General features: G+C 44.0%; 12 protein-coding genes. 6 read left to right on the top strand and 6 right to left on the bottom strand.

Translation table 11 applies throughout. The annotated features are described in order from the left end of the window. Window position 1: 1 nt before the first annotated feature. Window positions 2–1,138 (bottom strand): N-acetylglucosamine-6-phosphate deacetylase, encoded by a 1,137-nt coding sequence (gene nagA, locus ACTS60_RS02430; protein ID WP_440886995.1) that lies wholly within the window; start codon window positions 1,136–1,138, stop codon window positions 2–4. Between the two features lie 490 nt (window positions 1,139–1,628). On the opposite strand from nagA, the gene nagE reads away from it, so the two are divergent. After that, window positions 1,629–3,203 (top strand): N-acetylglucosamine-specific PTS transporter subunit IIBC, encoded by a 1,575-nt coding sequence (nagE, locus tag ACTS60_RS02435; protein ID WP_440886996.1) that lies wholly within the window; start codon window positions 1,629–1,631, stop codon window positions 3,201–3,203. 236 nt (window positions 3,204–3,439) lie between these two features. Beyond that, window positions 3,440–5,110: a glutamine--tRNA ligase gene (gene glnS / locus ACTS60_RS02440; protein WP_440886997.1), complete on the top strand. Its 1,671-nt coding sequence runs from the start codon at window positions 3,440–3,442 to the stop codon at window positions 5,108–5,110. Between the two features lie 130 nt (window positions 5,111–5,240). Here the strand turns inward: glnS and fcrX are convergent, their stop codons facing one another. Next, window positions 5,241–5,690 carry a ferric iron uptake transcriptional regulator FcrX gene (gene fcrX, locus ACTS60_RS02445; RefSeq protein ID WP_010446797.1) on the bottom strand — a complete coding sequence of 150 codons (450 nt, stop codon included), beginning with the start codon at window positions 5,688–5,690 and terminating at the stop codon, window positions 5,241–5,243. 199 nt (window positions 5,691–5,889) lie between these two features. Here fcrX and ACTS60_RS02450 point away from each other — a divergent pair, with 199 nt between their 5' ends. Continuing rightward, window positions 5,890–6,393 (top strand): DUF4442 domain-containing protein, encoded by a 504-nt coding sequence (locus tag ACTS60_RS02450; RefSeq protein WP_440886998.1) that lies wholly within the window; start codon window positions 5,890–5,892, stop codon window positions 6,391–6,393. Window positions 6,394–6,450: 57 nt separating this feature from the next. Here ACTS60_RS02450 and fldA read toward each other — a convergent pair whose 3' ends face one another. From fldA to ACTS60_RS02465, 3 genes are all read right to left on the bottom strand, one after another. After that, complete coding sequence (gene fldA, locus ACTS60_RS02455; protein WP_005436966.1) at window positions 6,451–6,984, bottom strand: flavodoxin FldA; 534 nt, start codon at window positions 6,982–6,984, stop codon at window positions 6,451–6,453. A 48-nt stretch (window positions 6,985–7,032) separates the two neighbouring features. Then, window positions 7,033–7,254 carry a DUF2788 domain-containing protein gene (locus tag ACTS60_RS02460; protein WP_440886999.1) on the bottom strand — a complete coding sequence of 74 codons (222 nt, stop codon included), beginning with the start codon at window positions 7,252–7,254 and terminating at the stop codon, window positions 7,033–7,035. 112 nt (window positions 7,255–7,366) lie between these two features. Continuing rightward, window positions 7,367–8,134 (bottom strand): alpha/beta fold hydrolase, encoded by a 768-nt coding sequence (locus tag ACTS60_RS02465; RefSeq protein ID WP_440887000.1) that lies wholly within the window; start codon window positions 8,132–8,134, stop codon window positions 7,367–7,369. Window positions 8,135–8,226: 92 nt separating this feature from the next. Between ACTS60_RS02465 and seqA the strand changes: the two genes are divergently transcribed. Then, window positions 8,227–8,769: a replication initiation negative regulator SeqA gene (gene seqA, locus ACTS60_RS02470; RefSeq protein ID WP_440887001.1), complete on the top strand. Its 543-nt coding sequence runs from the start codon at window positions 8,227–8,229 to the stop codon at window positions 8,767–8,769. A gap of 93 nt (window positions 8,770–8,862) precedes the next feature. Next, window positions 8,863–10,509 (top strand): phosphoglucomutase (alpha-D-glucose-1,6-bisphosphate-dependent), encoded by a 1,647-nt coding sequence (gene pgm / locus ACTS60_RS02475; RefSeq protein ID WP_440887002.1) that lies wholly within the window; start codon window positions 8,863–8,865, stop codon window positions 10,507–10,509. 222 nt (window positions 10,510–10,731) lie between these two features. Here the strand turns inward: pgm and ACTS60_RS02480 are convergent, their stop codons facing one another. Next, window positions 10,732–11,484: a DUF1853 family protein gene (locus ACTS60_RS02480; protein ID WP_440887003.1), complete on the bottom strand. Its 753-nt coding sequence runs from the start codon at window positions 11,482–11,484 to the stop codon at window positions 10,732–10,734. Window positions 11,485–11,616: 132 nt separating this feature from the next. On the opposite strand from ACTS60_RS02480, the gene ACTS60_RS02485 reads away from it, so the two are divergent. Next, entirely contained in the window at window positions 11,617–12,375 is a 759-nt protein-coding gene (locus ACTS60_RS02485; RefSeq protein WP_440887004.1) for a Nif3-like dinuclear metal center hexameric protein, read from the top strand. Window positions 12,376–12,432 lie beyond the last annotated feature (57 nt).

Consider the following 12,432-nt stretch of genomic DNA (forward strand, 5'->3'; position numbering starts at 1 on the left):
CTTAATTTTGCTCGTATTGTCCGTTAACAACCGTCGCTTTTACATTGAAGTCACGATCGAAAACGGTCAGGTTAGCTACCATACCTTTTCGAATACGACCAAGGCTGTCTTCAACACCGATTGCGGTTGCTGGATACAGCGTAGCCATTCGTAGAGCTTCGTCTAAAGCGATGCCTGCGTGCTCAACTGTATTCTGAACTGCTTCAATCATAGTCAGAGCTGAGCCGCCTAGTGTGCCATTTTCATCAACACACTTACCATCTCGGTAATATACTTTCTTACCGACAAAAATAAAGTGATCAATGTTAGCACCTGCTGGAGCTGTGGCATCCGTCACCAAAACAAGCTTTTCACCTTTGATTTTATGAGCAATTCGAATGTTTGCGTAATCAACGTGGAAGCCGTCAGCGATGATGCCGGCATAAACTTCAGGAGTATCGTAAATCGCACCAACCACACCTGGTTCACGACCAACCATTGGCGTCATCGCATTGAATAGGTGAGTGGCAAATGTGATACCTGCTTCGAAGCCTTGACGAGCTTCAGCGTAAGTTGCGTTGGTATGACCAATAGAAACCACAATACCAGCTGCTTTCAAACGAGAGATGTGCTCAGGATCATTTTGTTCTGGTGCTAGCGTTACTTTTGCGATGATATCTGCGTTTGCACAGATTAGGTCAATCATTCCGTCGTCAGAAGGGCGGATGAAGTCAACACTGTGAATACCTTTTTTCGCTACGTTTAGGTACGGACCTTCAAGGTGCAAACCTAGCGATTGGTTTTGGTATTTGTTGTGGTACTCGCGAGCAGCAGCAATAGAAGCACGCATGTCTTCGTCTGAAGAAGTGATAAGAGTAGGTAGGAAGCTTGTACAACCAGACTTAAGGTTAGCTTCATGCATAATCTGCATTGTTTCTGGAGTGATTTCATCATTCAACATCACACCACCGCAGCCGTTTAGCTGAAGGTCAATAAAACCCGGGCTTAGGTTTGCACCTTCCAGATTTTTGATTTCCATACCTTCTGGCAGTTCAGTAACTGGCACTACTGATTGAATCTTGTCGTTGTCGATGATGACCGCATGATCGGTAAGAACATCACTACCGGTATAGATTTTACAGTTACTTAGCGCATACATAGTCAGCTAATCCTTATACGTGAGAATTTAAATTCTTCCTCGTTATCTAATAGCGATGAATACGAACCTAATCGGTAACTTACTTTGTGTTACTGAATTAGATAACGAGTTAAATACAGCAAGTCGCGTTTTATCGATGTCATTATCAGAGTAACCAACTGAAAAACATAAAAGTAATTGTTTTTTATGATTGTTTTTCAGAGCGAAGTTACTATGAATCATCTATTGAGATACCAAAATAACACTGATTCTGTCTTGCATAAAGTGCGAGAATCTTATCTTTAAAACGCCATTTTTTCGTATAATAAAATAAGTTTTATGATCTCGCTAGCAAAAACCTTTTGGAATGGCAAAAACTGGTGATTATGATCACAAACAATGAGCTTTTAATTTGCGGAGCAAAATTAATGTCATAAACTGAGAACGACTAAATTGAACGACTGAAATAAGTCTTTCGACAAAACATAAAATCCTATAGGGGGAACTTAAGGTGAATATTCTTGGATATGCGCAAAAGTTAGGTAAAGCTCTTATGCTTCCTATCGCAACGCTTCCAGTTGCGGCGCTTTTACTACGCTTAGGTCAAGGTGACCTATTAGACATTCCATTTATGGCTCAAGCTGGTGGCGCGATCTTCGGTCAGCTTCCACTTCTATTCGGTCTAGGTATTGCGATTGGTCTTTCTAAAGACGGTCAAGGTGCTGCTGGCCTAGCTGGTGCAGTTGCTTACTTCGTAATTACAGCAACAGCGACAACAATCAACGCTGACGTTAACATGTCATTCTTTGGTGGTATCATCGCTGGTATCATCGCTGGTCACTCTTACAACGCTTTCCATGCTACACGTCTTCCTGAGTGGTTGGCATTCTTCTCTGGCAAACGCTTAGTACCAATCATGGCGGGTCTGTTCTCGCTAGTAGCAGGTGCTGTTGCTGGTGTTGTATGGCCAACAATCCAAGGCGGTCTTGACACGCTAGCTCACGCAGTTTCTACTTCTGGTGCTATCGGTCAGTTCGTATACGGTACTCTTAACCGTGCACTTATCCCTGTAGGTCTACACCACGTACTAAACTCGTACTTCTGGTTCGGTATGGGTACGTGTCAAGAAGTTCTAGTTTCTGGCGCAACAGCTGCTGGTCAAGCACTTCCTGCTCTACAACAGCTTTGTGTTGACCCAGCTCTAGCTAAGACTCTTGTTGCTGGTCAAACTCACACATTTGAATTTGCTAACTCTGTAACTCCAGAAATCACAGCAACAGTTAAAGAAGTAACTGAAACTGTTAAATCTGGTGACCTACACCGCTTCTTCGGCGGCGATAAGAGCGCTGGTGTATTCATGAACGGCTTCTTCCCAGTAATGATGTTCGGTCTACCTGGTGCTGCTCTAGCTATGTACCTAGCAGCTCCTGCTGAAAAACGTAGCCAAGTTGGTGGCGCACTATTCTCGGTAGCATTCTGTTCATTCCTAACTGGTATTACAGAGCCTCTAGAGTTCATGTTCGTGTTCCTAGCTCCAGCTCTATACGCAATGCACGCAGTATTCACTGGTCTATCTCTAGTAGTTGCTAACATGTTTGGCACGCTGCACGGCTTCGGCTTCTCTGCTGGTCTTATCGACTTCGTATTGAACTACGGCCTAGCAACTAAACCTCTACTATTGTTCGCAATCGGTCTAGGCTTCGGTGCTCTATACTTCTTCACATTTAGCTTCGCAATCCGCGCATTCAACCTGAAATCGCCAGGTCGTGAAGATGATGACGAAGAGACATCTGCTGCGCCAGCTGGTGATGCGAAGAAAGGTGACCTAGCTCGTCAATACCTAAAAGCTCTAGGTGGTCATGACAACCTAACTTCAATCGACGCATGTATCACTCGTCTACGTCTTACTCTAAAAGACCGCTCTGTTGCTGACGAAGCAGTACTTAAGAAACTAGGCGCGAAAGGTGTAGTTAAGCTTGGCGAAAACAACCTTCAAGTTATCCTTGGTCCTCTTGCAGAAATCGTTGCTGGTGAAATGAAAGCAATCGGTGCAGGTGAAGACCTATCAGATGTAAAACTTCCTTAATTACATCAAACTGACTCTCTATGATTGGGCCTCCTTCGGGAGGCCTTTTTTCGTTTTTAAGGCGATGAACTGCTGAGCAATCAAGCTAACACGATAAATAATGGCTATTTAAAGCGAGATCTTGTTGTCTAATTACTAATAATTGTGGATCATTAGGAGCAATGCACTCTGTAAAACCACAGCGGTTAGCAGAGTCTCGTTTTCTCTGACAATACTATTATTTTGAGGTGCTATAGATGAGTGAAGCTGATGCTCGTCCATCAAACTTTATTCGCCAGATCATTGATAAAGATCTAGCGGATGGTAAACACACTAGCGTGCATACTCGATTCCCGCCGGAACCAAATGGTTACCTGCATATCGGTCATGCTAAGTCTATCTGTTTGAACTTCGGTATTGCTCAGGACTACCAGGGTCAATGTAACCTGCGTTTCGACGATACAAACCCTGAAAAAGAAGACATCGAATACGTTGAGTCTATCAAGAAAGATGTAAACTGGTTGGGCTTCGAGTGGGATGGTGAAGTATGTTACTCATCAAACTACTTCGACAAGCTTTACGAATATGCAATTGAATTGATTAATAAAGGCCTAGCGTACGTTGATGAGCTAAGTCCTGAGCAGATTCGTGAATACCGCGGCACGCTAACGGCTCCGGGTAAACCAAGCCCATACCGTGATCGTCCAATCGAAGAAAACCTAGCGCTGTTCGAAAAAATGCGCGCAGGCGAGTTCGAAGAAGGTAAAGCGTGTCTTCGTGCGAAGATCGATATGGGTTCTTCATTCATGGTAATGCGTGACCCTGTGATCTACCGTGTACGTTTCGCTACTCACCACCAAACAGGTGACAAGTGGTGCATTTACCCAATGTACGACTTCACACACTGTATCTCAGATGCGCTAGAAGGCATTACGCACTCTATCTGTACTCTGGAGTTTATGGATAACCGTCGCTTGTACGACTGGGTACTAGACAACATCACAATCGAATGTCGTCCTCACCAGTACGAGTTCAGCCGTTTAAACCTTGAATACACAGTGATGTCTAAGCGTAAACTAAACCAACTAGTGACTGAGAAATTAGTTGATGGTTGGGATGACCCACGCATGCCTACTGTATCGGGCTTACGTCGTCGTGGTTTTACTCCATCGTCTATCCGTGAGTTCTGTAAGCGTATCGGTGTAACGAAGCAAGAGAACATGATTGAGTTCGGTTCACTAGAATCTTGTATTCGTGATGATCTAAACGAAAACGCACCACGTGCGATGGCGGTTCTTGATCCAGTTAAGATCGTTATCGAGAACTTCGAAGAAGGCGCGGTTGAAACTCTAACTGTTGCAAACCACCCAAATAAACCTGAAATGGGTGAGCGTGAAGTTCCGTTTACTCGTGAAGTTTGGATCGAGCGTGAAGACTTCCGTGAAGAAGCGAACAAGAAGTACAAGCGTCTGGTTCTAGGTAAAGAAGTACGTCTACGTGGCGCATATGTGATCAAAGCTGAACGCATCGAGAAAGATGCAGAAGGCAATATTACAACAATCTTCTGTACTTACGATGCTGACACGCTTGGTAAGAACCCTGCGGACGGTCGCAAGGTGAAAGGCGTTATTCACTGGGTATCCGCTGATAAAGCTCTGCCGGCAGAAATTCGTTTGTACGACCGTCTGTTTACTGTTGCTAACCCAGCAGCAGCAAATGACTTCGCTGCAACAATCAACCCAGAATCACTAGTGGTTCTAAACGGTTTTGTTGAGCCAAGCTTAGCGAAAGCAGAAGCTGAACAAGGCTTCCAGTTTGAACGTATGGGCTACTTCTGCGCAGATTCGAAAGACTCTTCTGTAGATAAGCTAGTATTCAACCGAACGGTTGGCCTGCGTGATACTTGGGCGAAGATCGAGAACCAATAATCTCAATTTGTCGCTAAAAAAATGCCAGCAATTGCTGGCATTTTTTTTGAGTCCAATCTGATTTTATAGGCAATAAAAAACGCCAGCTGAGGCTGGCGTTTTACGTTATTGGTGCATAAGACTCGGGGTCTTATTTTGATGGTTTATGTGCGTCTGGGTTGTCTTTGCAAGAGCCATCACTGCACTTACCGTAAAGGTATAAGCTGTGGTTAGTCAGCTGTACGTTGTATTGAGCTGCAATCTCTTTCTGGCGTTGTTCGATAATGTCATCTGAGAATTCAATAACTTCACCGCAATCAAGACAAACTAGGTGGTCGTGATGGTGTTGAGTTGAAAGTTCAAATACTGATTTGCCGCCTTCAAAATGGTGGCGAGTAACGATACCCGCATCATCAAACTGGTTTAGAACTCGATAAACAGTTGCAAGACCAATTTCTTCACCTAAATCGATAAGCTTCTTGTACAAATCTTCAGCGCTGATGTGTTGGCAGTCTGGCTGTTGTAGTACTTCTAAAATTTTTAGCCTTGGAAGCGTTACTTTAAGACCCGCATCCTTTAGCGCCTGATTGTTGTCTGACATATACTTTCCCGTTGGATCATCTGCAGCGATTTAACAGAATTCAATATTCCTACCATTATAGGTTAAGCTGCGTCAACAATAAACCACGAACTTCAAAGGGTTAATAGATTATTTTTGTAAATTGGAAACGGGTCGATTATATTACAGATCAGACCAGTTACAATTGCGTAACATGGAAATGTTAGGGGCATGGAAAGCAATGAATAAGCGACTCGCCAAAATATACAAGCCAGGAATAGTGAAGTTTGCGCTCAATATTTGGCCGCCTTTTTGGGGCGCTGGAATTAAAATCTTACATATTTCCGAGGATTTTCGAACGGTTAATGTCCGATTAAAGCTTCGTTGGTGGAATAAAAACGCAAATCGAACCCAATATGGTGGCAGTATCTTCTCTCTGACCGATCCTGTTTATTCTCTGATGCTGATGGGTATTCTGCGAGAGGAATACTATGTATGGGATAAAGAGGCCAGCATTAACTTTATCAAGCCTGGTCAAAGTGATCTGTATGCAGATTTTGAAGTAACCGACGGGATGTTAGATGAGATCTATCAGATGACGCGAAATGGAGAAAAGTGTTTTCCTGAATTCATCACTTATGTGAAAGACAAAGATGGAAACGTGGTGTCTGAAGTTAAACGTAAGCTATATGTGCGTAAAAAGCCTCAGTATCGAGAAGAAGAGATTGCCACAGAAGCTTCATGAACAATCAATAGAAACAAAAAGACCTCCAAATTGGAGGTCTTTTTCATGAATGCTGTCTTAGCCTTCAAGCTCAGCTAGGCACATCTCTTCGTAGATTTGCTTAACCCAGTTTTCAACACGCTCGTCAGTTAATTCTGGTTGACGATCTTCATCGATACATAGGCCTACAAATTGACTGTCATCACCTTCAACAAGTGCTTTAGACGCTTCAAACTCATAACCTTCAGTTGAAGTGTGGCCTAGGATGGTACCGCCTTTTGCTTCAACGATATCACGTACTGTACCCATTGCGTCACAGAAGTACTCTGCATAATCTTCTTGGTCACCACAACCAAAGATAGCCACAAGCTTAGTTGAGAAGTCTACTTGCTCAAGTTCTGGGAAGAAGTCATCCCAATCACATTGTGCTTCACCGTAGTACCAAGTTGGGATACCTAGAAGTAGAAGATCAAAGTTATCAATGTCTTCTTTGCTGCTTTTTGCGATGTCTTGAACGTGAACTAGCTGTTTGCCTAGTTGCTTTTGAATCATCTTTGCAACGGCTTCAGTATTACCTGTGTCGCTACCGAAGAAGATACCTACACTTGCCATAGAGTCTATACCTTTACATTGTATGTTACTGGCGATGGGGAGTGGATCTTAACCTAATCCAGTGCCTTCCCAGCTAAGCTGAATAATGCCTTTTGCGATAAAACCAGCGCAGCCTAGGAAAAGAACTAACCATACGATACGACGACCAAAAATAGGTACATTGCCCTGCTTTAGTACATCTTTTATTGCCATCCCGATGAAAAAGAAGATAGCAGCAAAAAGCAGATCGAGCCCAATCGACTCGAGCATGTCCATATAGTCGTATAGCATCGTCGTCCTTCATGCCAAAAAATCTTGGCCGCACTATACCACTGTTAATCGGTAAAGTTAATGCACTATAAGAAGGCTTATTTCAATAATTAGGCGTAGTTATTCGAATTTGTTAACTCGAAATATATTTCCTGATCACACGCATCACTTCGGCTGGTTTTTCTGCATGTAACCAGTGGCCAGTATTTGCAATGATGTGTGCTTTCGCATTGCTAAATTGACGTTGAACTGCAGGCTGATGCTCTGGCATCAGGTAGTCTGAATCCCCACCTTTGACGAATAGGGTGGGTATATTGGTCACGGGGATTTCTTGCCAGTCAATAATGTCTGCATAGTTACTCAGTAGACTTGCGACATTGAAACGCCAATCCATTTTATCTCCATTTCTGTATAGCGATTTGGATAGAAATTGTCTTACACCATCCATCTCGATGTGATGGGCAAGAATGTCCATGGCTTGCTGGCGACTCGTCGGATGTTCATTTATTACGGCTTGTAAACCACCAAATACGTTGTCGTGTCGATTAGTGTTGTAAGCGACAGGAGCCATATCCAAGACGATCAGTTGTTTGACGACCTGAGGTGCAATCTCAGCCAATTTCATCGCTACTTTGCCCCCCATAGAGTGGCCAATTACCAATGCTGGTTCAATATCTAAGTGATGCAGTAAGTCGGCAACATCCTGGGCCATCGTCGGATAATTGTGTTCATTTGAGTGGAATGAAAGGCCGTGATTTCTAAGATCGATGCTGATCACCGAGTGATCCTGAACGAGATCGCGAGCCAGTAAGCCAAGATTACTGAAACTGCCAAACAATCCATGAATCAAAACAACCGGTTGGCCGTGGCCTTCTTGCTTATAGTTGAGTAATGCTGACATTTTATCTTATTCGTGATGGGTTTAACGTGGAGTATCCGTAAGGATCTCGTTATAATCCCCCAGAGTTTAAACATTGAGAATGTGAAAAGCGAATGAAAACAATTGAGGTTGATGAGGATCTATACCGTTACATTGCGGGTCAAACCAAGCATATCGGTGAAAGTGCCTCGGATATTTTACGACGCCTTTTGAACCTTGATGGTCAGTTGCAGGAAGCAGTCGTTGCACCTGTAGTAGAGCAGCCACAAGGGATTGTAGTAAGTAAAGATGCTGGTAAAACAGAGTCAGTTGATACAGTAAAAGAGATGCGATCTCTGCTGATTTCTGATGAGTTTGCTGGTCTTAAAAAAGCAATTGATCGTTTTATGTTGGTATTGTCAACCCTGCATAACCTGAACCCGGAAGGGTTTGCGCAAGCAACAAAGGTCAAAGGTCGCAAACGTGTATATTTTGCCGACAATGAAGAGACATTGTTAGCAAATGGCAATACAACCAAGCCTAAAGCTATTCCGGATACACCGTTTTGGGTGATTACCAATAACAACACCAGTCGTAAAAGGCAGATGGTTGAGCAGGTAATGACACACATGGAGTTCCAACCTGACTTGATAGAAAAAGTAACAGGTTCAATCTAAAGAAACCTGATAGAAGCCTCATAATGTGTAGCGTTTAGCGGATATTATGAGGCTTTTTTAATTTTATTTGTATTTATAGAAAGGATGTCAAACATGGCTATGCACCCTCGTGCTGGGCAAAAAGCGCAGCAGGAAGATCTTCACAATATCCCAGCACTCGTTGCTAACTACTTCTTACTTCAGCCAGATGCAGCGAATGCAGAACACAAGGTTCAATTTGGTACTTCTGGCCACCGTGGTACTGCGGACAAGCACACCTTTAATGAAAACCACATTTTAGCTATCGCTCAAGCGGTCGCAGAAGTTCGTGCTGAGCAAGGTACAACAGGTCCATTGTTTGTTGGTAAAGACACGCACGCCCTGTCTGAGCCAGCATTTTCGAGTGTGATAGAAGTATTGATTGCGAACGGTGTAAAAGTGATTGTGCAGCAGGATAATGGTTACACGCCAACGCCGGGCATTTCACACGCGATTCTGACTTACAACATCAAGCATGATGACAAAGCAGACGGTATCGTGATCACACCATCTCACAACCCACCACAAGACGGCGGTATCAAATACAACCCGACTCACGGTGGCCCTGCAGAAGCGGAACTGACTCAAGCAATCGAAGATCGTGCAAACGCGCTGATTGCTGAAGGTCTACAAGGTGTGAAACGCCTACCGCTAGCTGAAGCAAAAGCATCGGATCTTTTTGTCGAGATCGATTTGGTGAAACCATACATTGATGACCTAGTGAACGTTATCGATATGGAAGCAATCCAAAAAGCAAATCTGAAGATTGGTGTTGATCCATTGGGTGGCAGCGGCATCGATTACTGGCGTCAAATTGGTCAGGCATACAACCTAGACCTAACGCTAGTAAGCGAAGCAATTGACCCGTCTTTCCAATTCATGTCGCTAGATAAAGATGGCGTTGTACGTATGGACTGTTCTTCTCCTTACGCAATGGCTGGTCTATTAGCACTGAAAGATGAATACGACTTAGCATTTGGTAATGACCCAGATTACGACCGTCACGGCATCGTAACGCCAAAAGGTTTGATGAACCCGAACCACTTCCTAGCGGTGTGTATCGACTACCTGTACCGCCATCGTGATGCATGGGGTAAGGATGTCGCTGTTGGTAAGACACTAGTATCAAGCGCGCTTATTGACCGTGTTGTTGCAGATCTAGGTCGCGAGCTTTGTGAAGTGCCAGTAGGCTTCAAGTGGTTTGTGGATGGCCTATACACTGGTAAGTTCGGCTTCGGCGGTGAAGAAAGTGCTGGTGCGTCTTTCCTTCGTAAAGATGGTACGCCTTGGTCAACAGACAAAGACGGTATCTTGTTATGTCTTCTAGCGGCAGAGATCACTGCAGTTACGGGCAAGAACCCTCAAGATTACTATGAAGAGCTTGCAGCTAAACACGGTGAATCTAAGTATAACCGTATTCAAGCTGTAGCGAATGGTCCACAAAAAGACGTACTGAAGAAACTGTCACCAGAAATGGTAGCAGCTGAGACACTAGCGGGTGATGCAATTACCGCTCGTCTAACGCATGCTCCTGGTAACGGTGCAGCAATCGGTGGCTTAAAAGTGACAACAGCTAACGGCTGGTTCGCTGCTCGTCCATCGGGTACAGAAGACATCTACAAGATTTACTGTGAAAGCTTCAAAGGTGAAGAGCACCTAAAACAAATCGAAGCAGAAGCACAAGAGATCGTTAATCAAGTATTTGCAGCCGCTGGTTTGTAATACAAGCGATTAAGGTTTTGAAAAGGGTCGACATTATGTCGGCCCTTTTTGTTATATAGAGAATGCTACGCTCCGAGTATCGGGAGCGCTTCGCTCTAGGAATCGAGAGGTGCTCGTTGAGAGTATAGTGAAAAGGTAATTTGATTAAGGAGGTCTGATGTAACTTGTTCCTAGAAAGACAAAATAAAGCCGTTTGCCGTTTCCCGTTTCCCGTTTTCCGTATTAGTTCGGCCATTCATCCTGTACGACAAACCAAAACTGACCGCTTTTTGTTTGAGCGTGAACGAATCTGTTTGATGGTTTATCGATTGGCTCTAAGAACTCTTCATTGCCTATTGCCCACAATGGTTTAGAAAGGGGGTACAGGGGCTCTTCAATTCGCTCCCATTGACTGTGATAGCACCAGTAACCGCATATTTGATTTTGGTCTAGCTCGTAGCCTAAACAGCTTGTCGGTATTCTCTCTGACGTAAAAGGGTTAACGTAAAGGCGTCCCTGCATCAGTAGGTGTTCACTAGGGATATGGTCTAAAGGCAGTTGCTGATGGAATTCTTCTCTCTGGCTCATTTTTAGCTGATGGGTGAGCATGCGATCGAGCTTTTTGTGCAGTTGGTCGTGAGCATTTGGTCCATACCAAATACCTTCATGCAGTAAGTAAAACTTGATGGCGACTTCCCAATGCTCGTGCTGCTTGGTCTCCTGATTTTCGAGGATCAAATCAACGGCGCCAATTGTGCGCCCGGTAGCATCATTGAGTTGAATCTCTTCGGCAACCAACTCATATCGAGAGGAGCAAGTCAGCAGCTTGGTACAAAGATGTTGGTATAGAAAGCCGAGACGTGGATTTCCATCGTAATTTTCATTGTCTGGTAACGGCAATGCCGGAATATCTTCAACAGTGACAAAGGGTGCTTGAAGTTTAAAAAGTGATGGGGTGTTAGCAATCCATTGATAGAAACGTTGTAGAGAATTCATCCATTATCCTTGTTGTCACGGGCAAAGCCTCTCTATTGTATCTAAATTTATTTGAGTTGGGGATGCCACAACTGGCATCTCGATTGCGGTTCGATATACACTTTGCTCAAGCCACAAGTATTGGAAGTAATAATGAATAATTTACAGCTGGAAAAGATCCTTAACGAGAAATTGTCGCCGCAACTTATTAAAGACTACGCACCGAATGGTATGCAAGTAGAAGGCAAATCAGAAATCAAACGTATTGTAACTGGCGTGACGGCTTCACAAGCGTTGATTGACAAGGCAATAGAACTAGAGGCCGATGCGCTGCTTGTCCATCATGGTTACTTTTGGAAAGGTGAAGCAGAGCCGATTCGTGGCATGAAAGGCAAACGCATCCGCAGCTTGATCAAAAGCGATATCAACCTGTATGGCTATCACTTACCGTTAGATATTCATCCTGAACTTGGTAACAACGCAGAACTTGCACGCTTGCTAGACATTGAAGTGGAAGGCGGCTTAGAAGGACACCCCCAATCGGTAGCGATGTTTGGTCGTTTGAAACAGGCAATGACTAGTGCTGACTTTGCGCATAAAATCAATCAAGTACTAAACCGCGAACCTCTGCATATCGCCCCTGAAAATGCAGAAAAGATGATTGAGACGGTTGGTTGGTGTACTGGTGGTGGTCAGGATTATATTGAGCTTGCTGCTCAGCATGGATTAGATGCATTCATTTCAGGCGAGATCTCAGAACGCACCACTTACACGGCTCGTGAGTTAGACATTCATTATTTCTCAGCAGGTCACCATGCAACGGAACGTTACGGTATTAAAGCGCTGGGCGAATGGTTGGCGCACGAGCACGGGTTAGACGTCATGTTTATTGATATTGATAACCCAGTATAAAAGACCCGGGCTTTGTCCTTTGAGATGCGGAAGTGTTAAGCAATCACCTTTCGCATC

It is taken from the genome of Vibrio sp. WZ-1 (genome assembly GCF_052037695.1).
Lineage (GTDB): Bacteria > Pseudomonadota > Gammaproteobacteria > Enterobacterales > Vibrionaceae > Vibrio.